This is a genomic window from Streptococcus suis, from assembly GCF_046032115.1.
Classification (GTDB): Bacteria; Bacillota; Bacilli; order Lactobacillales; family Streptococcaceae; genus Streptococcus; species Streptococcus suis_AJ.
Window position 1 is genome coordinate 52,747 of the sequence record NZ_JARQOZ010000001.1, and the last position, 20,181, is coordinate 72,927.

General features: G+C 41.5%; 33 protein-coding genes and 1 other RNA gene. 6 read left to right on the plus strand and 28 right to left on the minus strand.

The features are described 5' to 3' along the window. Nucleotides 1-9 precede the first annotated feature (9 nt). The 19 genes from P7J36_RS00335 to P7J36_RS00425 are packed head-to-tail and all read right to left on the minus strand — an operon-like array spanning nt 10 to nt 7,685. Nucleotides 10-147, minus strand: a complete 138-nt coding sequence (locus P7J36_RS00335; RefSeq protein WP_277842615.1) for a hypothetical protein — start codon at nt 145-147, stop codon at nt 10-12. Further along, the gene (locus P7J36_RS00340) at nt 131-658 is read right to left on the minus strand and encodes a class I SAM-dependent methyltransferase (RefSeq protein ID WP_044685844.1); all 528 of its coding nucleotides are present in this window, start codon (nt 656-658) and stop codon (nt 131-133) included. The genes P7J36_RS00335 and P7J36_RS00340 overlap by 17 nt, the downstream gene beginning before the upstream one ends. Next, nucleotides 658-945, minus strand: coding sequence for a hypothetical protein (locus tag P7J36_RS00345; protein ID WP_277842616.1), 288 nt, complete (start codon nt 943-945; stop codon nt 658-660). Before P7J36_RS00345 ends, P7J36_RS00340 begins: the two co-directional genes overlap by 1 nt. Further along, nucleotides 945-1,142 carry a hypothetical protein gene (locus P7J36_RS00350; RefSeq protein ID WP_408550886.1) on the minus strand — a complete coding sequence of 66 codons (198 nt, stop codon included), beginning with the start codon at nt 1,140-1,142 and terminating at the stop codon, nt 945-947. Before P7J36_RS00350 ends, P7J36_RS00345 begins: the two co-directional genes overlap by 1 nt. Next, nucleotides 1,127-1,435, minus strand: coding sequence for a DUF3310 domain-containing protein (locus P7J36_RS00355; protein ID WP_079395343.1), 309 nt, complete (start codon nt 1,433-1,435; stop codon nt 1,127-1,129). Before P7J36_RS00355 ends, P7J36_RS00350 begins: the two co-directional genes overlap by 16 nt. Beyond that, nucleotides 1,435-1,740, minus strand: a complete 306-nt coding sequence (locus P7J36_RS00360) for a DUF1372 family protein (RefSeq protein WP_408562406.1) — start codon at nt 1,738-1,740, stop codon at nt 1,435-1,437. Before P7J36_RS00360 ends, P7J36_RS00355 begins: the two co-directional genes overlap by 1 nt. Further along, a complete protein-coding gene (locus P7J36_RS00365) occupies nt 1,740-2,486 on the minus strand; it encodes a MazG-like family protein (RefSeq protein WP_408562407.1) in 747 nt (248 codons plus the stop codon). The genes P7J36_RS00360 and P7J36_RS00365 overlap by 1 nt, the downstream gene beginning before the upstream one ends. Beyond that, on the minus strand, nt 2,486-2,713 hold the full coding sequence (locus tag P7J36_RS00370) for a hypothetical protein (RefSeq protein ID WP_408562408.1): 228 nt from the start codon (nt 2,711-2,713) through the stop codon (nt 2,486-2,488). The genes P7J36_RS00365 and P7J36_RS00370 overlap by 1 nt, the downstream gene beginning before the upstream one ends. 7 nt (nt 2,714-2,720) lie before the next feature. Beyond that, the gene (locus P7J36_RS00375; protein WP_408562409.1) at nt 2,721-3,026 is read right to left on the minus strand and encodes a helix-turn-helix transcriptional regulator; all 306 of its coding nucleotides are present in this window, start codon (nt 3,024-3,026) and stop codon (nt 2,721-2,723) included. Continuing rightward, complete coding sequence (locus P7J36_RS00380; RefSeq protein WP_408562410.1) at nt 3,026-3,847, minus strand: ATP-binding protein; 822 nt, start codon at nt 3,845-3,847, stop codon at nt 3,026-3,028. Before P7J36_RS00380 ends, P7J36_RS00375 begins: the two co-directional genes overlap by 1 nt. Continuing rightward, entirely contained in the window at nt 3,848-4,588 is a 741-nt protein-coding gene (locus P7J36_RS00385) for a conserved phage C-terminal domain-containing protein (RefSeq protein WP_408562411.1), read from the minus strand. A 1-nt stretch (nt 4,589) separates the two neighbouring features. Next, entirely contained in the window at nt 4,590-5,918 is a 1,329-nt protein-coding gene (gene dnaB / locus P7J36_RS00390) for a replicative DNA helicase (protein WP_408562412.1), read from the minus strand. Next, on the minus strand, nt 5,911-6,207 hold the full coding sequence (locus tag P7J36_RS00395) for a hypothetical protein (protein ID WP_408562413.1): 297 nt from the start codon (nt 6,205-6,207) through the stop codon (nt 5,911-5,913). Before P7J36_RS00395 ends, dnaB begins: the two co-directional genes overlap by 8 nt. Beyond that, entirely contained in the window at nt 6,200-6,355 is a 156-nt protein-coding gene (locus tag P7J36_RS00400) for a hypothetical protein (RefSeq protein WP_408562414.1), read from the minus strand. The genes P7J36_RS00395 and P7J36_RS00400 overlap by 8 nt, the downstream gene beginning before the upstream one ends. A gap of 2 nt (nt 6,356-6,357) precedes the next feature. Then, a complete protein-coding gene (locus P7J36_RS00405; protein ID WP_408562415.1) occupies nt 6,358-6,612 on the minus strand; it encodes a hypothetical protein in 255 nt (84 codons plus the stop codon). Between the two features lies 1 nt (nt 6,613). Next, nucleotides 6,614-6,799 carry a hypothetical protein gene (locus tag P7J36_RS00410; protein WP_408562416.1) on the minus strand — a complete coding sequence of 62 codons (186 nt, stop codon included), beginning with the start codon at nt 6,797-6,799 and terminating at the stop codon, nt 6,614-6,616. 4 nt (nt 6,800-6,803) lie between these two features. After that, complete coding sequence (locus P7J36_RS00415; protein WP_099776300.1) at nt 6,804-7,067, minus strand: hypothetical protein; 264 nt, start codon at nt 7,065-7,067, stop codon at nt 6,804-6,806. Nucleotides 7,068-7,107: 40 nt separating this feature from the next. Next, on the minus strand, nt 7,108-7,473 hold the full coding sequence (locus P7J36_RS00420; protein ID WP_408562417.1) for a hypothetical protein: 366 nt from the start codon (nt 7,471-7,473) through the stop codon (nt 7,108-7,110). Further along, nucleotides 7,473-7,685 carry a transcriptional regulator gene (locus P7J36_RS00425; protein WP_238712725.1) on the minus strand — a complete coding sequence of 71 codons (213 nt, stop codon included), beginning with the start codon at nt 7,683-7,685 and terminating at the stop codon, nt 7,473-7,475. Before P7J36_RS00425 ends, P7J36_RS00420 begins: the two co-directional genes overlap by 1 nt. A gap of 57 nt (nt 7,686-7,742) precedes the next feature. On the opposite strand from P7J36_RS00425, the gene P7J36_RS00430 reads away from it, so the two are divergent. Then, a complete protein-coding gene (locus P7J36_RS00430; protein ID WP_105242820.1) occupies nt 7,743-7,937 on the plus strand; it encodes a hypothetical protein in 195 nt (64 codons plus the stop codon). Here P7J36_RS00430 and P7J36_RS00435 read toward each other — a convergent pair. Next, nucleotides 7,926-8,138 (minus strand): hypothetical protein, encoded by a 213-nt coding sequence (locus P7J36_RS00435; RefSeq protein ID WP_408562418.1) that lies wholly within the window; start codon nt 8,136-8,138, stop codon nt 7,926-7,928. The genes P7J36_RS00430 and P7J36_RS00435 overlap by 12 nt on opposite strands. A gap of 287 nt (nt 8,139-8,425) precedes the next feature. On the opposite strand from P7J36_RS00435, the gene P7J36_RS00440 reads away from it, so the two are divergent. The 5 genes from P7J36_RS00440 (at nt 8,426) to P7J36_RS00460 (ending at nt 12,069) form a co-directional block, all read left to right on the plus strand. Next, nucleotides 8,426-8,773 carry a helix-turn-helix domain-containing protein gene (locus P7J36_RS00440; RefSeq protein WP_408562419.1) on the plus strand — a complete coding sequence of 116 codons (348 nt, stop codon included), beginning with the start codon at nt 8,426-8,428 and terminating at the stop codon, nt 8,771-8,773. 15 nt (nt 8,774-8,788) lie between these two features. After that, the gene (locus tag P7J36_RS00445; protein ID WP_408557941.1) at nt 8,789-9,178 is read left to right on the plus strand and encodes an ImmA/IrrE family metallo-endopeptidase; all 390 of its coding nucleotides are present in this window, start codon (nt 8,789-8,791) and stop codon (nt 9,176-9,178) included. Between the two features lie 126 nt (nt 9,179-9,304). Next, a complete protein-coding gene (locus tag P7J36_RS00450) occupies nt 9,305-10,258 on the plus strand; it encodes an Abi family protein (protein WP_408562420.1) in 954 nt (317 codons plus the stop codon). Nucleotides 10,259-10,272: 14 nt separating this feature from the next. After that, entirely contained in the window at nt 10,273-10,803 is a 531-nt protein-coding gene (locus P7J36_RS00455; RefSeq protein WP_408562421.1) for a hypothetical protein, read from the plus strand. 123 nt (nt 10,804-10,926) lie between these two features. Beyond that, nucleotides 10,927-12,069: a tyrosine-type recombinase/integrase gene (locus P7J36_RS00460; protein ID WP_105140588.1), complete on the plus strand. Its 1,143-nt coding sequence runs from the start codon at nt 10,927-10,929 to the stop codon at nt 12,067-12,069. Nucleotides 12,070-12,151: 82 nt separating this feature from the next. Here the strand turns inward: P7J36_RS00460 and ffs are convergent. The 8 genes from ffs to P7J36_RS00500 form a co-directional block, all read right to left on the minus strand. After that, nucleotides 12,152-12,241, minus strand: an RNA gene (gene ffs, locus P7J36_RS00465) — signal recognition particle sRNA small type. Between the two features lie 42 nt (nt 12,242-12,283). After that, nucleotides 12,284-12,805, minus strand: a complete 522-nt coding sequence (gene tadA, locus P7J36_RS00470) for a tRNA adenosine(34) deaminase TadA (protein WP_408550869.1) — start codon at nt 12,803-12,805, stop codon at nt 12,284-12,286. Between the two features lie 48 nt (nt 12,806-12,853). Further along, on the minus strand, nt 12,854-14,827 hold the full coding sequence (gene tkt, locus P7J36_RS00475) for a transketolase (protein WP_408550868.1): 1,974 nt from the start codon (nt 14,825-14,827) through the stop codon (nt 12,854-12,856). Nucleotides 14,828-14,926: 99 nt separating this feature from the next. Continuing rightward, nucleotides 14,927-16,018 carry an L-ascorbate 6-phosphate lactonase gene (ulaG, locus tag P7J36_RS00480; protein WP_024376139.1) on the minus strand — a complete coding sequence of 364 codons (1,092 nt, stop codon included), beginning with the start codon at nt 16,016-16,018 and terminating at the stop codon, nt 14,927-14,929. 109 nt (nt 16,019-16,127) lie between these two features. Further along, a complete protein-coding gene (locus P7J36_RS00485) occupies nt 16,128-17,816 on the minus strand; it encodes a BglG family transcription antiterminator (RefSeq protein ID WP_408550867.1) in 1,689 nt (562 codons plus the stop codon). Between the two features lie 90 nt (nt 17,817-17,906). Further along, nucleotides 17,907-18,524: a phosphate-starvation-inducible PsiE family protein gene (locus P7J36_RS00490; RefSeq protein WP_408550866.1), complete on the minus strand. Its 618-nt coding sequence runs from the start codon at nt 18,522-18,524 to the stop codon at nt 17,907-17,909. A gap of 76 nt (nt 18,525-18,600) precedes the next feature. Then, nucleotides 18,601-19,317, minus strand: a complete 717-nt coding sequence (locus tag P7J36_RS00495) for an L-ribulose-5-phosphate 4-epimerase (RefSeq protein ID WP_029188852.1) — start codon at nt 19,315-19,317, stop codon at nt 18,601-18,603. Then, complete coding sequence (locus P7J36_RS00500) at nt 19,317-20,180, minus strand: L-ribulose-5-phosphate 3-epimerase (protein WP_408550865.1); 864 nt, start codon at nt 20,178-20,180, stop codon at nt 19,317-19,319. The genes P7J36_RS00495 and P7J36_RS00500 overlap by 1 nt, the downstream gene beginning before the upstream one ends. Nucleotide 20,181 lies beyond the last annotated feature (1 nt).

Consider the following 20,181-nt stretch of genomic DNA (forward strand, 5'->3'; position numbering starts at 1 on the left):
CCTCCAATACTACCATTCTTCTCCTCTTTCTACACGCTCGACCAGACAATCGCCACAGTAACCTGTCTGGAAGATACTGTTATGGTCTGTCGTCCCATCTATGTACTTACACCCACATTCTTCACAGGTCTCAATTTTCGGTATCATTTTCTGCCTCCTTTTTAACCTCGACTGTGACTATTGTATCGTTGTGATGACCACCATGTGAGACAAGCAAAATTCTCACTATCTCAAAATTATGCTTTTTTCCTACTCCGCAACTATTCCAACCAAAACTAATAGCTTTTCCTCCTGGTTTTAATATCCTGGCAATCTCTTCCTTTTGTTTTGTCCAAAAAGTGGATTGAGTAGTTTCCTTTTTGACAGGCAAACCAACGCCTTTATAAACTTCGGAAATTTGTCTGGTGGAGTAGGGCGGGTCATATAGCACGCCATCAACAGACTCATCTTCAAACATTTTTAAAAAATCTAAAGCATCCAAATGATAATCTGTATCAAATTCTTCGCTTAGGTCATTTGTGATTGTTGCAAGTTTTGAATTGTTCGCAAAAGGATCAATCCATAAACCTTCGTCAACTTCCTGGTTCAGTAATTCAGCAATGGGTTTTATTGAAAAGGTGTTTTTGGATGGAAATCCCCATAGTCGTTCAATAAACATCAATCCACCTCCTGCAGAAAATCCTTTAATTTTTCAAAGTTTACAATAGCTACTTCTACGACCCTATATCTTCCAATATCGAAATTCGGGTCGTCTTTTCCAAATTCTTTTTGGATTGATTTTCTAGCTTCTGAAGGCAAGGAGAATACACTGGCACCATTTCTCAAACTGAGTATGTTACCGTTTTCGGAGATAACTCTATAACCAATATCATATGGTCTAATGCTAGTTGGTACTTTGAAGCTCTTAGAATCATCTTTTAATGTCTGCTCTAGTGTTTTGACCATCACTCCGCCTCAACCTTCCTAAAAATATATTTATCAGCAAATTCTTTCTTGTAGCGACATTTGGTCACTCGTATTGCATCGTCTTTGTTGGTCGTTGGCACATTCGGATTTGCACTGTGCAGATATACTGGCACAGCTTGACCATCTTCAAGTGCCATAAATTCTTTAAATTCAAGGATACCTACTGTTCTGTGCATTTCTTTTCCTCTTCCTCAATCAACCAATCAAGGTTCTTTCTTGCTTTTTTCAGGTCTTCCAGACCATTTTTCTTTTGATAGCGTAGCTGATACTTCAAGGCATTACCGAGATGAAAACCTTTCAGCTGCTCTGGTGTCATGAAGTTTCTAAGCACATCAATTGACTCCATACCATAGTTTCCTTGATAATGGCTTGGATTGTTCACGTTGTCATGAATAACCCTGAAACCAGTAAACTGACCTGCATCAGTCGGCATATTTAATCGCTTAGTCGTAAAATCACAATGTGTCATCAACTCCCACGTCCTTTCAAAAATTCTGGTATTGGATCGCCTATGTTGATTTGGTCATATTGCTCTTTAGTGACCATAAATTTCCCATAGGCTCCAACCGTCACAATGTATCTGCTTTGGATAATCTCCTTGTCCGTCACAGTACCAACCATTTCAGCTCCCGCATTGTCCACTTGATAGACAATGATTTTTGGTTGCTCAATCTTGGCATCTAGCTTGTCAATCTTGTAGATGATCAGCAAAGGTGTCACAAGGATTGACAGTAAAATGCAAAAGTTACCGATACCTGTCAAAGTCTTTTTCATTATTCTTCATCCCCACTGTATATATCGAGTGTCCCTTGTTTTTGTTGAAGAACAAAAACAGTATCTGAAATCTCAACTTTTATCCTGCGTTCTTCTTCGTTTATAGCCTTGATTAGAATAGCTTGCCCATTATTGTATGGTTGAACGATTGTAAACTCATCTTCTTGTGGGTTGAATTGATGTTCTTTGCTTAATTCTTCAATGTTTGAATATATCGTTTGTAATTCATCAGTGTAATTAAACTTAGAATCTTGTTGCTGTACCAAGTCCGCCTCCTTCACGAATACTCCGTCAATCATCTTGCCCTTACGGTCCTTAATTTCGTCATACGCGATTTTTAAGCATGTGTCGGCCGTGGTGCAATTATGGATTGCGATTGAGTGGATGTTGCTATGTAGCATAATCAAAGCTGGCTTGATTAATGGTGCCATGGTTTCGTTATGATAAATATGCTTGTGTAATCTGTCAGCAATATTTCCAAGACTGGCAACCATCAGCAACAGTTCCATTTCCTCTGGTGTTGCTTGAATGTCAGCACCATTTTTAATCTGCAATTCAAGACCTGTCAAGACAACCTGCATGTCACCCAGGGCATCCTTAATCAAGTCAGACTTGCCCTTGGCAACTCCTTCAAAGAGTTCTCCAGCCTCTTCCATGAGTTTTTCAAATTGCTTGACTGGGTTAGCCTCGTGTAAGTTGCGGTCAATAAACCATTGCTGGACTTTTTCATCAAGTGTTTTGGTCATTATTCTTTCTCCTTTTCTTTTGAAACTGTAATCAAGTAATAACAATCAACTGCTCCATAATCAATCCTGATAGCATTTCCGCTCATACTTTTGCGAAAACGTGGATTGTTAATAGCTGATGATGTTTTTTGGTGTGCTTTAAGTGCATCGATAGCATCCTGGACCTGAACAAAGTTTCCAAGATAATATCTGCGATGTCCATTGAAGATAAAATATAGTACAATCATGGTCTCTCTACAAATCCAGTAGATTTCTTATGGATGATTTTATTGCTTCGTATTTGTTGAATCCATCTACCAAAAGATCATACGTATCTTTAGTGATTATTACTGAATCCTCTGGTACGTTATAGTTAACAATTTCAGAAACCGGTACATCGAAATAGTCAGCAATTTGAGTTGCTTTTGTAAGCTTTATTTCATGCTCGCCTGCCTCCCATTTTTGAAGTGTTCTTTTGTTGACTCCCAGTTCGTCAGCAAGCTCTTGTTGAGTAGTTGCATGTTGTTTTCTGACATTTTTGATATTATTTTTAAATTTCATCAATACCTCCTATCATCCATATCCTTCGGATATACAAAGCTGTTTCCAACCACACCTTCCAAAATCCGACTAGACAAAGCACCGTTGCCATAATCATCTGCATACAAGGTTTTGATTTCCTTGCTGGTCAGATTCGTGTTGATGATCGTGTTGCTCCGTTTGTCCAAAATTTCGTAGAGAATCTGATGTGTCCACTCGTTGTTGCGAGTGTCAGCCTTCCGACTCTCTTTTCCAAGGTCGTCCAAAAAGAGAAAGTCAACCTTGCTGAGTAGCTCAATCATCTCAGCCTGTGAGTAGCCGTTGTCTGTGTGGAAGCTCTCCTTGATTTTGGTAAAGAGAGTGACCAGTGATACAAAGAGCACCGACCTCGGATGTCCGTATGCCTTGAATTGCTCATTCATGTACTTGGCCAATCCGTATGTCAGATGACTCTTGCCAACTCCTGAAGGACCTGTCACAATGGCATTGCCAAAGCCCTCATGCCGATAAAATTGCTCAATCCTCTTGGCAAAATTGATAGCTTTCTGGTCAATGTCAGCTTTAATCTCATAGTTATCAAGGCTCTTGCTTTTCAGCTTGTCAGATACCAGGCTGTCTCTCTCAAAGACTGCGTAGGTATCAGCAAGCTTATTGTTGACCTTGCTCTGACTGTTCAGTTTGTTTTCAAAGGTCTGGATTGCTGCCTTAGTGCATTCTGGACATTGCTTGAGTTCTTCCAACTGTCCCTTAATTGGTACCTTAGTCAACCAAAGCTGACAACCGTGGACCTCACAGGTTTCGTCCAAGACTTGCCTTGTCTGAAAATTATTGAATGGATTCATCTAAAAGCCCAACCTTTCGTCAACTTCTGTAGCATTGTTATTTCTACTTCTGGGTGGTTGCTGATTGATGTAGTTTTCAAACTTCGTCCCAAACAAAGTAACAGGTCTCAAGAACTTGGCAAATTCCGTTCCTTTCCATTCGCTCGTCTTGGTATCAATAACTTGTTTGAAGTCTTCAAGCGTGTAGCCTTCTTTCAACCTGGCATTGATATGTTTCTGTGTAGCTTGTGAGCCAGCAGTAAATCTAGTCCCAGCAACTTGATTAAGGTAGATAATCACTTCTGAAACAATATCTATATTATTTGTTATATCAGTCTTGATATTATCAGTCTTGATTGTCTGAACTTCTTGCTCCTCTTGAACAGTAGTTTCTACTGTTCTGGACGGTATTTTTCCCCGTTCCACAACAGGACCCATGATGTAAAGACGATTTGGTTTATTCAACCCTTGTCTTTCTTCGTGTAAGAGTTTAGCCTCTCTCAATTCTTTCTTAGTCTTAGTAACAGTTTTTTCTGAGCACCCTAATTCCTCGCAAAATTCGTTATTAGTGAAGTACATAAAAACTTTCCCATTTTTATCATGCCACGAATTATCCAAAGATAAATCTAAGCGATCATAAAGTAAAGCGTACATGAGCTTAGCGTTGCTTGATAGTGCTCTGTACGGCTCTTTAAAAAGCCATTTAGGTATTTTAAAGAATTGATACTTCTCAACCTCACTTTGATAATACGTCTCAGCCATCTCATTCCTCCGCATTTGTAAATTTGGTGTATTCCTTGTGGAAGTACATCTTGACTGTTCCAAGGTCACCATGCCTGTTCTTCTTGATAATCAGCTCAGTTAAGTTCTTTTCTGGCTGATCGTCCTTTTTGTCCTGGTAATAATCATCACGATAGAGAAAGGCTACAATATCAGCATCTTGCTCAATACTGCCCGACTCTCTCAAATCGCTCATGATTGGTCGTTTATCCTGCCTTTGTTCAACGCTACGAGAAAGCTGTGACAGAGCAATGACAGGCACTTTCAATTCCTTGGCGATAATCTTCAACTGACGGGAAATCTCAGACACTTCCTGTTGTCTATTGTCTGACCGTGACCCTTGTATCAATTGCAGATAGTCAATGACTATCAGGCCTAGCCCTCCTGTTGCTTGAGCTAGCTTTCTAGCTCGTGATCTGATTTCAGCTATTCTGATGCCAGCCGTATCATCAATGTAGATTGGTGCTTCTGCTAGTTGCCCTTGAGCATAAATCAACCGTTGCCATTCAATCGGTGTCAGCTTCCCTGTCCTGATATGATAACTCTTGATGGTGCCTTCGGCTGCAAGCATACGCTCCACCAAGCTCTCTGCACCCATTTCCAAAGAGAATATGGCCACAGGCTTATTGGATTTGCAGGCGACATTCTGGGCAATGTTGAGGGCAAATGCCGTCTTACCCATTGCAGGTCTAGCCGCTAAGATAATCAACTGGTCCTCGTGCAATCCTGTTGTCAGCTTGTCAAAATCAGTAAATCCAGTAGCAATTCCCGTCACATCGCTTGACACATTTGAGCGTTGCTCAATCTTGCTATGACTGTCCAAAATCACATCATAGATTGGTCTGAAACCTGTGTTGTGATTAGAATTGCTTGCATTGACCAAGGCTTGTTCAGCTCTTGCAATCAGGTCATTGGCAGACATTTCGCCAGTATAGGCACCAGAAACCGTATCCGAAAGATTAGCAATGACTTTCCTCAACAGAGCCTTCTCAGCAACTGTCTTAGCGTAAAATTCGGCATTGGTACTGGTTGGCACAGCGTTGACAATTTCAGCAATGTAAGCCAATCCTCCAATGCCACTCAAGTCTCCCTGGTCTTCCAGAGCGGTCTTCATCGTGACGGCATCAATCGCCTGCCCCTTGTCTGACAAGGTCTGCATAGTCCGAAAGATGATCTGATGACCAGGTCTGTAAAAATCTTCTGGTTTTAGATGTTCAGCGACTAATACAATTTTGTCTGGATCAATAAAGATAGACCCAAGGACTGCTTGCTCAGCTAAAATATCTTGAGGTGGACTGTGTAGATCATTCATTGTCTCCCTCTGCTTTCTTATTTGAGTTTTCCTCCATTTTCTCAACAATCTTTGTCAGCATACTTTTGTGTAGAGTGATATAGTTATTTTTCTTGATTTGGCTTGCGAAAATACAAATACGCTTACCAAAGTAGTTACATTTTTCGGTTTCTCTGTACCGCTCATCTTGTGTTATCTGTTCCTTATTTGCGAAGCTGAAAAGAATCACTTCGTCCGACTCTCTCCACTCTTCACTCAGGCACTTAGACAGACTTTCAAGTGCCAATTGAAACATAAAATCTTTAGCCATTAAATTTCTCCTCCCACATCTCAGCATTGATACCCTTATTCCATAGGTCCTGTTGATAAACCCTAGCCACCTGCCAGCTATCAAAGTATTTCTTGTAGTGGTACTTCCTGCGACCACATTTGTTTTTCTTTGCCACAACCCAGACCATAGCTAGACCTCACGATTTGCCAGTGATTCTGCCTGGCACTTGTTAACTTTTTCTAAATGTTCAATCCGTCTATTTAGTTCTTTGATTAGCCTAGCCTTACCAACACACTCCTGTGTTTTTAGATCAGCCAACTTCTTAAATTCCTTGACCCTGTATCTTTCATATGCAAGCTCCCGTTCAAGTTCATACTGGCTTTGAGGAATGTAATCCTCTTCATCCACACTCAAAAACTTCTTCATCATGTTCCAAAATTTCATATCATCCTCCGTAGTATCTATGAATCTGCAAGTAACGCAGATTTCGTTCTGGTTGCTTTTCTTCAATCACAGGCTTCTTGACCTCTATTTCAATCTCAACAGGCTTACGGATCAGCCAGATTAAGATTGGGGTCAAAATAGCAATAGCAAGTAATGCTTGTTCGGTTGTTAGTAGTAGTTCATCCATTTTTTCACCCTATCTTTTTCATCTTATCCATCTCTTTTTTCCAAGCTGGTGTGTTGCGATACTGCAAGTACTCGTCAAATCCTGTGATGGTAACCAACATACCTCCATCACGCAGAGCGTTCTGTTGACTGGGTAACTTTTGCATCTCTCTACGACGTTCGGCAGCTTGTCTTTCGGTATATCCAAAAATGTGTGCCAATTCGGCATCATTCGCAGAGATTTTTTCAATGATGACATCCTTGATTCTGATAACTTCTGTTGCACTCATGGAAAATTCCTCCGTAATATGATATAATTCAATTGTTTATTTAAGTAAGAGCCTGATTGCCGTCAGGCTTTTTTGCGTTGCTCCAGTATTCGTCCAAGTTAACGGACATTACTGCTGCCAGATTTTTCTGTTCTGTTCGGATTTGTGCTCGGTACGGTGCCAGACCTGCATCACGTTCTTCCTTGTTCCGTGGTATATAATATCCATTCGGCTTATACTTTTTAGCCACGATAGGCTGACGAAAGGTAACTCTCAGGCTTTCGATTATTTCCTCAAGTTTTCGCTTGCTTAATCCTAAATCCTGTCTCAGCTCCCTTGCTTGAATCGGCAAGTCAAAGTTAGCTCCGTTTTTGATAGCATTGAGTACCTTGATTTCAATTTCTGTCATGTCTCTGATAAAGTTCATCAATCTTCCTCCAACCTCGTCCAACTCTCAGAAATTCTAAGTTTCTTGTTTACTTTCAGTTTTAGGTCATCGCTACCATGCCCCTCTTTCAGCAAACGAGTGACCATGGCTGGTGAAACACCAAGCACAATCGCAAAATCTGACTGCGACCAACCACGTTCGTGTAGTCGCTTTTTAACCAAATCAATCCATTTTTGATGTTGTTGGCTCATATTTTCCCTTTCTATTTTTGGTATAATTGACTTATCATAACGGAAAGGAGATAAGTCATGGATAAGTTTCTAAAAAAACTTACTGACTCTGGTAAGGTGGCAGCTGTCACATTGAAAAATGACAAAACCTTGAAAGTGACAGCTGTCGTGGATAACATCTACACTCTTGCAAACGGTGAAGAGATGTATATCGCACCTGACCAAATTGCCACCATCGCTGATGGTTCACCAGATGAAAAACTAGGCTTCTAGATTGTCATCGTCACGAGCGTCTTCGGACGCTTTTTGAATGTTATCAAGCTTCCGCTTCATTCGGGTCATCATGTCATACTGGCCACGACCATAATCATTGAGAGAATTGTATCCGCCAATGTGTTCGATTCCATAGATTACAGCATTGATGCTTTCCAAGAGAGAATCAATAGTGTCTGGTTTTTGTTTTTGAAGGTTCATATCCCCCCTCCTTTCTATAAAATTAGTTAAAAAGTTAGTAAAAACCTTGACAATATTTTGCATATACGCTAAAATGAGGATATAAAGAAAATACTTGATAAAACCCAGTTCAATCAATACATTCTGCTCGCCAAAGCTTTTATTTTTTGAATTAGTTTTAACTTGCGTTTTCACTAACTCTTTAACTTTACAAAAACTATTTTAGCGTATACGCAAATTTATGTCAAGTATTTTTAGCGTATTTTATAAAATATTTTTTGTCATCCTTTAGAAAGGTTGATAAATCAATGTTTTCAACATTTGAAATAGTCAAAGAACTTTGTAAAAAACAAGGAATTTCGCTAAATCAATTAGAAGAGAAACTTGGACTAGGAAAAAACTCATTGTATGGTTTAAAAAGAAACCAACCATCTGCTGAACGTTTGCAAGAAATCGCCGACTACTTCAACGTATCGACAGACTACCTGCTCGGACGGACCGACAACCCACGGATTGCTTCTGACAACGATATGTCAGAGATTGATTTAAAAAAGGACGCAGCAGAAAGCTTCTTTTACGACGGACACGAGCTCAACGAAGAAGATTTGGACCTTATTGCATCAATCCTGGAAACTCGCATAAAAAACAGAAAGTAAGGAGTCTTGCTTATGATGATGACACCAGAATCGGTCTGCGCAGAGCGTGGTATTGATTTGGTCTATTTTGACGGTAGGGATACAGGCAATAAGGGCATCTATAATAAAAAGCACAACCTAATTGCTGTGGATACATATCTTGATGAAATCGAAAAAAAGAAAACAATCTACCACGAAATTGGACATCAAGACCACGACCCTTTACAGTACGGCCGCAGGCGTGAGCAGTATGAACTACAAGCGGACAGAAATATGATCCATTATCTGGTCAAAGAAGAACTAGCCCTGATGGACGATATTAGCGAATTTAATTATGTCCGTTTTATGGAAAAATACGACTTAAAAACCACGGTCAATGAGACCATGGTGATTGAGGAGTTTAATGGGTTGGTGGGGATAATGTGAAACAATAAGCTTGACAATTGAAACACACCATGATACAATAGAGACAATCGAAGTGAATGCTCCCCCCTGGGAGCCCTAAAGAGCTATTGTGTCCGCACAGTAGCTCTTTTTGATTTTGAGGTAAATATGCTGACTAAACCATTCAAAACTATTGATGAACAGATTGAGATTCTAAAGTCCAGAAACCTCACTTTCCTGCATGAGCCTTCAGCCAAAAGGATATTGGCTACTGTTGGTTACTACGAACTTATCAACGGTTACAAGGATATTGGTATTCAGACGGGTGAGACTTTCAAAGACGGATTTACATTCGAACAACTTTTCCATGTTTTTAATATGGACAAAGAAATCCGCTCAGCAGTCAATGCCGCCATACTTGAAATAGAAGCTCATCTAAGAACCGCCCTATCCTATACTGTAGCCAAACACTACACCGCAGACCAGAATATCTATCTGAACAGAGAAAACTACGAAAGAGGGGATGATAAATTTCAAACTTCTCAACGAGACAAGTTATTAAAGAAATGTCATAAGATCATCAACGATGATTCTCATCCCTATAAACATTACCGAGAAAAACACGGAAACGTTCCGCCATGGATTCTCGTAAAAGGAATGACATTTGGGAACTTGATAGCATTCTACAAGCTTCAAAAAAGCCAAGTGAAATCAGAAATAGTCAGTGAATTAACAGGTATCCCAGTTGAATTAGTTTCTGACGATTTCAAGTCCCTTATTATTAACATTCTGTACTTCCTTTTAGCTTACCGAAATCGTTGTGCACACCTCGGAAGAGTCTTTAATTTTGAAACAACCAAAAATAAGATTCACTACAACAAATTATTCCATGATAGGATGAAAATTACCGAATCTGAATACAAGCAAGGAAAAGGACAATTTGGTCTAGCAACCCTTGTATCAGCCTTATCTTGGTTTTCAACAACTGGAGAAGTTTACCAGGTAGTCACGATACTCAATTTTAAAATACAAGAAGCTATCAACAACTATCTTAAACTCTACCCAACAGACAAAGATTTTATATATAATCAATTAGGTGGAAATTTGATACCAATCATATAATGAAGGAGCACTTAATGAAAAAATTACTGACAGGAACAATTACTCTATTATCTGTTGTAACACTTATAGCGTGTTCTCAATCAAATAAAGAGACTACTACATCAACCAGTAAAGCACAAACAACACAATCAGAGACAACCACACAAGAAAAGGTTGATAACAGCCAATATGACAGCATTGTAGCTGAAATCAAGACAGCTTTGGATCCAAATAATACTGGAGAAGTCACAGTTGAAATTGAAAATAATGTCATTGATTCTGAATATCCAGACGGACATAACATTATCAAAGTCTTACTGACAGGTGAGTCACAAAAATCAGCTAAAGAAGCTCTGGATGCAGTCTATTCAAATACCGCAACAACAGAACAAAGCAATGCTATCACATTGCTCCGTATGACTATCTCCGAACTGGCTAAAAAGTTGCCAGACGATACAACGGTGATAAATTTTGGATATGAAGTCTCTGCTGATCAGTATGACTTGATTGCAAAATCATCAAAAACGCAAGACATCATTCCAGTTGGTGAATTGATTGTAGAATAAAAAAAAGCCCTACGCTCAAATTTTGGTCGAGGAGAGCGTAAGGCGAATCAAGTATAGTAAAAACCTGCTTTGCAGTAGGTCTCTTTACTATACCCATTTTATCAGAAAATGAGGTAAATTTCAATGTGGATAGAGGAACAAAGTAATGGAAGATTAAGATATGTTGAACGGATTAAAGATCCATATACAGGCAAAAAAAGAAGAGTCTATGAGCAGATAGAAAAAAATACACCGCAAGCCAGAAAGAAAGCAGCTGTTGCATTGCAAATGCAAATCAACGATATACTCAATACAAAGCCCGTAAATGATAAAATCACCTTTGGGGAAGTTTACAAAGATTTTTATGACGAATGGACGCTGGGTGTTAAAAAGTCAACTGCATACTCGACTTCTCACATTGATAAACTAATTTGTGAGAAGATTCCAGCCGATTATCTAATTGTAAAAATTGATAGGCGATTCTTGCAAAAACTGTTCAACCAGTTGCTGACAGATGGACGGTCACATAACTATGTAAAAAAAGTAAAGTGGAAATTAAATCAAATCTTCAAGTATGCTCTTAGGATGGATTATGTTAGCACCAACGAGATGATTAGTGTTGAGATTCCCAAGGAAATCTTAACGCCCGAAAAGATCCAAAAAAAGAAAACAAAATTCTTGGATAAGAAAGAATTTCAGTTGTTTATCCAAAACTTGAGGGAAGAAACATATTGTGATTATCGTGTTAAGAAATACCTAAGGATTGCAATAATACTTTATATGACTGGTATGAGATACGGTGAACTTTCGGGCATCGACCCTGAAACAGATATTGACTTCAAAAATCGAAAAATACATATTCGCTATAATTATGACTTTAGAAGTCGAGAGCGTACAATCCCTAAAACAATGACTTCTGATAGGACTATTGATGTACCTAAGGTGGTTATAAAAATCATTAAAGAGCAAATAGCTGAAAATGTGAAGAATGGATTTGGTACTGATTATTTGTTTATTAACACAAAGGGACGACCGATTACTCCAGAACGTGTAATAGGAGCGATGAAAAGACATGGCGAGAAAGCAGGCATCGAAAAAAATATTACCACACACACATTTCGACATTCGCATATCTCATTACTGGCTGAAATGGGAATTCCACTGCGAGCCATTATGGAACGTGTCGGTCATTCTGACTCAAAAACAACCTTGGAAATCTACAACCATGTTACCATGCAGATGACGTTGGATCTATCTCATAAGTTGGATGAAGTAAAGTTTTTTTGAAGTTGCCCCTATTTTGCCCCTATTTCTAAAAATAAGAAAAGGAAAACCCTCTGAAAGCTTGATTTCAAAGGTTTTTTAGACTGTACGCAAAAAGAGCACACACCCGACTTCGCTTAGGGCTGCTGGATTCCTCCCCTGACCCGCTTCACGCTCGAATGTTGCTCCGTTTATTATTATAACACAAATTGATGAAAGTGCAAGTTTGGAGTACAAACTAACTATCCGAAGCGGCTTCCTCTTGCGCCTTCAAAGCTTCTTTCTCAGCTTTTTGCTTTTCTCTTCTCTGTCTGAAAAAATCTTGCATAATCTGAGCGCAAGCCTCTTCCAAGATCCCCGTTTCAACCTCCACACGGTGATTGAGCCGTTGGTCAGTCAAAATGTCATAGAGACTGCCTGCAGCCCCAAACTTCTGATTGGCAGCCCCATAGACCACCTGGGGAATACGGGCCAAGCCGATTGCACCACTACACATGACACAGGGTTCAATGGTGACAAAAAGGGCCGTATCCAGCAGTCGCCAATTCCCTTCCACTCGATTGGCTTCTTGGATGGCCATGACTTCGGCGTGCATGATTGCCTGATTGAGTTCCTCACGGGCATTATGCCCACGACCAATAATCTGTCCATCCTTAACAATGACACAGCCGATAGGAATTTCTTCCTTGTCCAGTGATTTTTCAGCCTCTGCCAAGGCTTGTTTCATAAAATATTCTTTTTCTTCTAAGGTATAGTTCATAGAATTATTATAACAGAAAACAGCCCCGAAAGGCTGTCTCTATACTGATTATTGCAATTCGCCAACCAATTTCACTACGTTTTCTACTGTGAAGCCGTAGTTGTCAATAACGGTTTGGGCTGGAGCTGATGCACCAAATGTGTCGATACCGAGAACTTTACCGTCAAGACCGACATACTTGTACCAACCTTGAGTCGCACCCATTTCAATCGCCAAACGACGACGGATAGCATTCGGAAGGATTTCTTCCTTATAAGCTGCATCTTGGGCATCAAATAGCTCAGTTGATGGTACAGAAACCACACGCACTTTTGTACCAGCAGCTTCTAGTTCTTTAGCAGCTTTAACAGCCAAGTTAACCTCTGAACCAGATGCAAGAAGGATGATATCAAAGCCTTCTGCTTCATAAACCACATAGGCACCTTTGGCAACCTTGTTAAAGTCGGTTCCTTCTTCAACTGTCAAGTTTTGACGAGTGAGGACAAGAGCTGATGGTGTAGACTTGCTGGTCAATGACAAGTACCATGCAGCCTGTGTTTCACGTGCATCTGCTGGACGGAAGACATTGAGGTTTGGCATAGCACGAAGTCCTGCCAAGTGCTCGATTGGCTCGTGAGTTGGTCCATCTTCACCAACCGCGATAGAGTCGTGTGTGAAGACATAGGTCACTGGAAGTCCTTGAAGGGCTGACAAACGAACTGCTGCTTTCACATAGTCTGAGAAGACGAAGAAGGTACCACCATAGACACGAAGTCCACCGTGGGCTGCCATACCGTTCAAGATAGTACCCATAGCAAATTCACGCACACCAAACTGGATATTGCGGTTGAGTGGATTTACTGAATCTTGCAAACCATCTTCCTTGATATAGGTCATGTTTGAGTGAGCCAAGTCAGCTGAACCACCTAAGAAGGTTGGCAAAACTTTAGCCGCTGCGTTGAGGGCATCTTGTGATGAGTTACGAGTTGCTTGTGAGAAGCCATTTTCGTAAACTGGGAAGTCTTCTGGCTTGATTTCAACTACGTCGCGACCTTCCAAGATAGCTGTTACTTCAGCTGCTAATTCTGGATGAGCTTGCTTGTAGTCTTCTACCAATTTGACCCAAGCATCGTAGGCTGCAACACCACGGTCTGCGACATTTTCCTTGAAGTCAGCATAAACTTCTGCTGGGATTTCAAATGGAGCATGGTTCCAGTCAAGTGCCTTACGAGTTGCTTCTGCTTCTTCCGCACCAAGCGGCGCACCATGGACTGCGTTTGTACCTTGTTTGTTTGGTGAACCATGACCGATAACAGTCTTGATTTCGATAAGAGATGGCTTACCAGCTGCTTTTGCCTTTTCAATAGCAGCAAAGATGGCATCTACATCTGTACCGTCTGTTACGAGGTCTGTATGCCAGCCATAAGCATTGTAACGGGCACGTACATCTTCTGTGAAGGAGTCTTTTGTTTCGCCATCCAAGTTGATGTCATTTGAATCGTAAAGAACGATGAGTTTTTCTAATTTTTGAAGACCTGCGTAAGAAGCCGCTTCTGCAGAAACACCCTCCATCAAATCGCCATCGCCACAGATGACATAAGTATAGTGGTCGAAGATTGGGAAGCCGTCGCGGTTGTACTTAGCTGCAAGGAAACGCTCTGCTTGTGCAAAACCTGTCGCAGTTGAGATACCTTGTCCTAGAGGGCCTGTTGTTGCATCTACACCTGCTGTATGACCAAATTCTGGGTGACCTGGTGTTTTTGAACCCCATTGACGGAAGTTCTTGATTTCGTCCATGCTTACTTCTTCAAAACCTGAAAGGTGAAGAAGTCCGTAAAGCAACATAGAGCCGTGTCCTGCTGACAAGATAAAGCGGTCACGGTTAATCCAGTTTGGTTGATCTGGGTTGATGCGGAGCTCTTTGGTAAAGAGGCTGTAAGCCATTGGAGCTGCACCCATAACAACACCTGGGTGACCTGATTTTGATTTTTCAATGGCGTCGATACCAAGGAAACGAATTGCGTTTACTGAAAGTTGTGACATCTTATTCTCCTTTAATAAAGTCATGGTTTCATTATACCATAAAGCGTTTTCTATGTCTGTTTCAAAAGGCAGGACTTTCGTCCCGCCCCTCTTGTCTTCTTATAGCAAGGCCTTGAATTGAATGTTCGAATCTTCCAAGAAGCAATCGTCAAAGCCACGTGGATGATGGTACTCAATGCGGTCTTTGTCAAGTGGATAAGTATACTTGCCACCAACTTCCCAAATGAATGGATGGAAATCGTATTGCAAGCGTTCCTTACGCATTTTCCAGAGCTGCAAGATTTCATCTGTTGACGCCATGAAGTTAGACCAGATGTCATAGTGAACAGGGATGATTACCTTAGCACGCAAGTTTTCTGCCATACGAAGAAGGTCAATCGATGTCATCTTGTCTTGGATACCGATTGGGTTGTCACCGTAGTTGTTGATAGCAACGTCGATGTTAAAGTCACGACCGTGTTTTGCAAAGTAGTTTGAGAAGTGGGAGTCTGCACCGTGGTAGATGGTTCCACCTGGTGTTTCAAAGACATAGTTGACTGCCTTGCGAGCCATGAGTTCATCTGTCACAGGAAGTCCTGCTAGTTTGCCACCGTTTTCTTCGTAGCCTTCGATTGGAAGAGTTACCAAACAAGTACGGTCGAAGGATTCTACAGCGTGGACCTTGATGTCTTTGAACTCAAAGCTATCGCCTGGTGCGATACGGATGATACGATCAGCTGGAACGCCCCATTTTTCCCAGATATCGCCACTTTCAACTGGACCGACAAATTTGACGTGGTCCAACTTTGGATTGTTGATGATGGCAGCGGCTGTGCTGATGTCCATGTGGTCACTGTGGACGTGCGATACTAGGTAGTAGTCCAATTCATTGATAGCAAATGGGTCGATAACCATAGGCTGCACACGCAAGTTTGGTTGCAATTTACGGACGCCGGCCATGTTGGCCATTTGGTGTCCCCAAACCATATCTTTCACTTTTTTAGTGGATTTTCCACGTGATGACCAGAGGTCCATGACCACGTTAGCTCCACCTGGTGTTTTAATCCAGACACCACAGTTTCCAAGCCACCACATAGCAAAGTTGCCTTCTGGCACTACTTCTTCTTCAATTTCTTCATTGAGCCAAGTTCCCCACTCTGGGAAGGTTGAAAGAATCCAGGATTCTCTTGTAATATCTTGAACTTTAGCCATTTTCCATTCCTCCTATAAGGCTGATTGTATTTCTATGTTTCTAGTATATGCGCAAAAGGTCACAAAAAAAAGACCAAATAAAACACAGGCTTGTGTTCACATTTGGACTTTAATATAAATCTGTTTCGATTTCTTGCCCCGACAGACTGGTCAGCAATTCATTGGCAATCAAGCCTTGCAAGCGTTGTTTTAGTTCTATCGCCTGTTTCTCGTCGGAAACATAATTTCCCAGAAGCTTGTCTAGCTCCATTGCAAAGCCTTTCTGACTGTCCGTCAAGGTACGGTATTTGGCAAAATGAATCAATTTCAAAACATCATCAAAATCTAGAATCGGATGCACCTGTATCAAGGGCAAGTCAGTTTCCAGAGCCTCATTGGTCGACACCAGAAAATCAATATCCAAGAGGTCTTCCACGCTCTTAAACTGCTCTGTTGTAAAGACAGCAGAAATCGTCTTATCCGGCAAATGATGCTGGCATTGCTTGAGTAAGAGCCTCTGGACCGAAACCCCTTCATCACAAATCAGATAAACAGTCGGACTGCTGACCTTCCGACTACCACTTCGACGGAGGGCACCTCCCAAATGAATGGTCAGGTAGGCCACATCTTCATCGGTCAGCACAATCTGCCAGACCTCTTCCAAGATATGTCCCGCCGTTTTCGTCACCCGAAAAAGCGTATCGTACTTGTAGCGAATCTGTTCTGCCAAGGGATTACGCGATAAAATCCCGTAGGTTTTGCGAAATAGCAGAGCTTTACAGTGAGCCAAGAGATGATGAGAAAGTTCCTCCTTATTCTCAAGCTCAAAGGAAGAATGAATCTCGAAATAACGAATAAATTTATCAACTACTTTTTTAAGTTCTACAAAATCCTGACTGGTCACATGGGCATCGCGGTCCTTCCGATAAGACAAGAGCAAGACCGCTATCAAAGAAACCTCAATATCATCTAGCTCAATATCAAAAGCAGTTTCTAAGGCTTGTTGAAAATGATGAGCGACCGTATACTCAATCCGCTCATAGACCAAGGTAAATTCGCGGGCAATTGCCTCCTTATCCTCAGCCGTCAAGTCCATATTGCGATAGCTGAGCAAGATATAAGGCAAGATTTTCAACATAAACTCGATTTCAGATCGATTAATCTTTTTCCCCAGTTCCCGCTCAATGACCGATACTTGTTTGGTCAAAAATTGAGAAAGTTGGTCCGAGAAGAACTCCTGACAACCTGAAAAATCACCGACCTTGCCTTCTAATACCTGTATAAAACCTTCATTGGCCTCGGCGTAGAGATTATAGAGCAAGGAGTGCATATACTGAATCTTATTGAGAGGGTGGCAGTCCAAATCATAGCCATGGGCCTTAGATACATACAAGGTCATCTGGTATTGTTCCTGAGCTAGCTTGCCCCTGATTTCATTCAAGTCATTCAGGATGGTATTCCGAGAAACCTCTGTCAACTCCATTAGTTTTTCAATGGTCACTCGCTCTTGTGCAATGCAGATATAGATCAGCATCAACTGCATCCGCTCAGTCATATTGAGAATATAGCTATAGGAATCCAGACCTTCCAAGAGAACCTGACAGGCTTCTTTCTGCTCTGGCGTTAGCAGCAGACCAATCCTAGGCTGACTTTCAATCATATCTAGATGAGCCGGCAAGGAAGCATTGATTTTCTCGAGATGATAGTAAATCTTACGCCGTGATTGTCCCAATTCACGTGATATCTCCATTACCGTCGCTGGCTCCTGCAAGCGAATGAGGTAGTGTAACAAATCACAGCTACTCTTATCTAATAACATCTGGTCCTCCTTTTCATGTCACCGTTTCCATTGTATCATGTTCTGAGTACTATTACCAGTTATCTTATCGTACGAAGTTCTCTACAGCATTCAATAGACGCTTTTTATAATTTCCACTCTTGTAATCAAATCCCCATGCATATTGTCAATTCGTAAGGCCACATTTTTCAGATAGACACAGGCACCAATGGCAATGGTTTTTTCTTCTTCTTTCAGCTTACGAGTCACAAAATCACGCAAGGTTTCTGTTCCTTCGCTAGGGATTTTTACCCGGGCAATAATATTGGCAACCTTGACCTTTTGACTGGCCCGCATGATGATATTATTAGAATCATCAAACTGAGTAAAGAGGTATTTTCGTACCGCAAATAAGATAGCAACCGACACAATACCAATCAGGTAATCCATACTGGAACCATGTTCCACAATCAATTGGCGAGCAATAGCAACCAAGAGTACCTCAATCACCGTGCTGGGCGATTGTTTGCAGAGCATTTTGATAAACTCGACCCCGACTGCCAGGGTCATGGCCTTGCTCAAAAAACTCTGGATAAAGGTGTCATCTTGAATGCCACCCGTCAAGGACCCCAGTAAATCCGCCAACAACAAGCCTGATAGAGCTAAGAGGGCTAGTCCTAAAATAGCAGATAAAATCAATTCCAGATAGTAGGCAATCTCTGTCAGACAATCTTGTAAAAACTTTCTCATGTCCTCTCCTTTCAAAAAAAGAAGAATGAGGAGAGCTCTTTTCTCATTCTTCTAATCCTTTTTCTAGAAACCAAGTTTAGTGAGCATCGCCCTTTTGGCCGTAGTAGGCATTTGGACCATGCTTACGGAGGTAATGCTTATCCATGATATAGCTTGGCGCTGGCTCCACCCGTGGATTGATTTGTTCGGTGTAGCGGTTCATCCGAGCCACTTCCTCAAGGACAACACTGTGGTAGACTGCCTGAGCAGGATCCTTGCCCCAGGTAAATGGTCCATGGTTACGGACAACTATTCCTGGAACGGCAACTGGGTCAATGCCGCGACGCTCGAATTCCTCGATGATGACTGAACCTGTTTCTTTTTCATAAGCCGAGTTCACTTCCTCAGCTGTCAAAGAACGGGCACATGGTACTGGACCGTAGAAATAGTCCGCATGAGTGGTTCCATAGAATGGAATATCTCGACCTGCCTGAGCCCAACCAACTGCCTCTGTCGAATGTGTATGGACAACGGCATGGACATTTGGCCAAGCCTTGTAGAGTGCAACGTGAGTCGCCAAATCAGACGAAGGATTAAGGTCACCTTCTACCACATTTCCATCCAAGTCCGTAACGACCATATTTTCTGGGGACAATTTTTCATAGTCCACACCAGAAGGCTTGATGACAATGCGACCAAGTTCTCGGCAGACTTCTGATACGTTGCCCCAAGTGAATTTAACAAGTCCGTGGGCAGGTAGGGCGATATTGGCCTCATAAACCCGTTGACGCATTTCCTGTAAATCTTTTGGCATTAGTTCAACCCCGCTTTCTCAATCAATGGATAGAGGAAATCTTGTGCTTCCTTGATAGCAGCTCGTGTTTCCTCAACCGTTTCGCAGTTTTCAGACCACATCTCAATCAAGAATGGACCTTGATAATTGGTCTTTTTCAAGACCGCAAACATATTATCCCAATCCACACAGCCCTGACCGAATGGGACATCACGGAATTGACCTTTAGAAGTTTCCGTTACCGCATAGGTATCTTTCAAGTGAAGGGCTGCAATGGAACGGTGACCCAAGTAAAATTCGCTGTAAATGTCATTGTGCCAAGCAGACACGTTTCCAGTATCTGGATAAACAAAGAGATAAGGCGAGTCGATTTCTTTCTCAACAGCTAGGTATTTTTCAATAGAGTTGATAAATGGATCATCCATAATCTCAATAGCCAACATGACTTGAGCTTGTTCAGCCCAGTCGCAGGCCTTACGAAGATTCTTTATGAAACGCTCTCTGGTTTCAGGTGATTTTTCCTCATAGTAGACGTCATAGCCAGCCAACTGGATGACACGAACACCAAGGTCCTGAGCCAGTTCGATACACTGTTTCATGGTTTCCAAGGACTTAGCTTCAAGAGCAGGGTCATTGGAACCTAGCGGGTAGCGACGGTGACCAGAGAAGCAAATGGTCGGAATACGGACACCTGTTTCATAGATAGCCTTGACCAGCTCCAAACGCTCTTCCTTAGTCCACTCCAAACGAGCCAAACGTGCATCGCTCTCATCCACCGACATTTCCACAAAGTCGAAACCTAATTCTTTGGCAAACTCCAAGCGTTCCTTCCATGTGAAGTGCTTGGGTGTTGCCTTTTCATATATTCCGATTGGTCGTACCATG

Bases quoted from the DNA above. Each gene is read 5' to 3' on its own strand.
- P7J36_RS00335 (WP_277842615.1), bottom strand. From the start codon at position 147: ATGATACCGAAAATTGAGACCTGTGAAGAATGTGGGTGTAAGTACATA.
- P7J36_RS00340 (WP_044685844.1), bottom strand. From the start codon at position 658: ATGTTTATTGAACGACTATGGGGATTTCCATCCAAAAACACCTTTTCA.
- P7J36_RS00345 (WP_277842616.1), bottom strand. From the start codon at position 945: ATGGTCAAAACACTAGAGCAGACATTAAAAGATGATTCTAAGAGCTTC.
- P7J36_RS00350 (WP_408550886.1), bottom strand. From the start codon at position 1,142: ATGCACAGAACAGTAGGTATCCTTGAATTTAAAGAATTTATGGCACTT.
- P7J36_RS00355 (WP_079395343.1), bottom strand. From the start codon at position 1,435: ATGACACATTGTGATTTTACGACTAAGCGATTAAATATGCCGACTGAT.
- P7J36_RS00360 (WP_408562406.1), bottom strand. From the start codon at position 1,740: ATGAAAAAGACTTTGACAGGTATCGGTAACTTTTGCATTTTACTGTCA.
- P7J36_RS00365 (WP_408562407.1), bottom strand. From the start codon at position 2,486: ATGACCAAAACACTTGATGAAAAAGTCCAGCAATGGTTTATTGACCGC.
- P7J36_RS00370 (WP_408562408.1), bottom strand. From the start codon at position 2,713: ATGATTGTACTATATTTTATCTTCAATGGACATCGCAGATATTATCTT.
- P7J36_RS00375 (WP_408562409.1), bottom strand. From the start codon at position 3,026: ATGAAATTTAAAAATAATATCAAAAATGTCAGAAAACAACATGCAACT.
- P7J36_RS00380 (WP_408562410.1), bottom strand. From the start codon at position 3,847: ATGAATCCATTCAATAATTTTCAGACAAGGCAAGTCTTGGACGAAACC.
- P7J36_RS00385 (WP_408562411.1), bottom strand. From the start codon at position 4,588: ATGGCTGAGACGTATTATCAAAGTGAGGTTGAGAAGTATCAATTCTTT.
- dnaB (WP_408562412.1), bottom strand. From the start codon at position 5,918: ATGAATGATCTACACAGTCCACCTCAAGATATTTTAGCTGAGCAAGCA.
- P7J36_RS00395 (WP_408562413.1), bottom strand. From the start codon at position 6,207: ATGGCTAAAGATTTTATGTTTCAATTGGCACTTGAAAGTCTGTCTAAG.
- P7J36_RS00400 (WP_408562414.1), bottom strand. From the start codon at position 6,355: ATGGTCTGGGTTGTGGCAAAGAAAAACAAATGTGGTCGCAGGAAGTAC.
- P7J36_RS00405 (WP_408562415.1), bottom strand. From the start codon at position 6,612: ATGAAATTTTGGAACATGATGAAGAAGTTTTTGAGTGTGGATGAAGAG.
- P7J36_RS00410 (WP_408562416.1), bottom strand. From the start codon at position 6,799: ATGGATGAACTACTACTAACAACCGAACAAGCATTACTTGCTATTGCT.
- P7J36_RS00415 (WP_099776300.1), bottom strand. From the start codon at position 7,067: ATGAGTGCAACAGAAGTTATCAGAATCAAGGATGTCATCATTGAAAAA.
- P7J36_RS00420 (WP_408562417.1), bottom strand. From the start codon at position 7,473: ATGAACTTTATCAGAGACATGACAGAAATTGAAATCAAGGTACTCAAT.
- P7J36_RS00425 (WP_238712725.1), bottom strand. From the start codon at position 7,685: ATGAGCCAACAACATCAAAAATGGATTGATTTGGTTAAAAAGCGACTA.
- P7J36_RS00430 (WP_105242820.1), top strand. From the start codon at position 7,743: ATGGATAAGTTTCTAAAAAAACTTACTGACTCTGGTAAGGTGGCAGCT.
- P7J36_RS00435 (WP_408562418.1), bottom strand. From the start codon at position 8,138: ATGAACCTTCAAAAACAAAAACCAGACACTATTGATTCTCTCTTGGAA.
- P7J36_RS00440 (WP_408562419.1), top strand. From the start codon at position 8,426: ATGTTTTCAACATTTGAAATAGTCAAAGAACTTTGTAAAAAACAAGGA.
- P7J36_RS00445 (WP_408557941.1), top strand. From the start codon at position 8,789: ATGATGACACCAGAATCGGTCTGCGCAGAGCGTGGTATTGATTTGGTC.
- P7J36_RS00450 (WP_408562420.1), top strand. From the start codon at position 9,305: ATGCTGACTAAACCATTCAAAACTATTGATGAACAGATTGAGATTCTA.
- P7J36_RS00455 (WP_408562421.1), top strand. From the start codon at position 10,273: ATGAAAAAATTACTGACAGGAACAATTACTCTATTATCTGTTGTAACA.
- P7J36_RS00460 (WP_105140588.1), top strand. From the start codon at position 10,927: ATGTGGATAGAGGAACAAAGTAATGGAAGATTAAGATATGTTGAACGG.
- tadA (WP_408550869.1), bottom strand. From the start codon at position 12,805: ATGAACTATACCTTAGAAGAAAAAGAATATTTTATGAAACAAGCCTTG.
- tkt (WP_408550868.1), bottom strand. From the start codon at position 14,827: ATGTCACAACTTTCAGTAAACGCAATTCGTTTCCTTGGTATCGACGCC.
- ulaG (WP_024376139.1), bottom strand. From the start codon at position 16,018: ATGGCTAAAGTTCAAGATATTACAAGAGAATCCTGGATTCTTTCAACC.
- P7J36_RS00485 (WP_408550867.1), bottom strand. From the start codon at position 17,816: ATGTTATTAGATAAGAGTAGCTGTGATTTGTTACACTACCTCATTCGC.
- P7J36_RS00490 (WP_408550866.1), bottom strand. From the start codon at position 18,524: ATGAGAAAGTTTTTACAAGATTGTCTGACAGAGATTGCCTACTATCTG.
- P7J36_RS00495 (WP_029188852.1), bottom strand. From the start codon at position 19,317: ATGCCAAAAGATTTACAGGAAATGCGTCAACGGGTTTATGAGGCCAAT.
- P7J36_RS00500 (WP_408550865.1), bottom strand. From the start codon at position 20,180: ATGGTACGACCAATCGGAATATATGAAAAGGCAACACCCAAGCACTTC.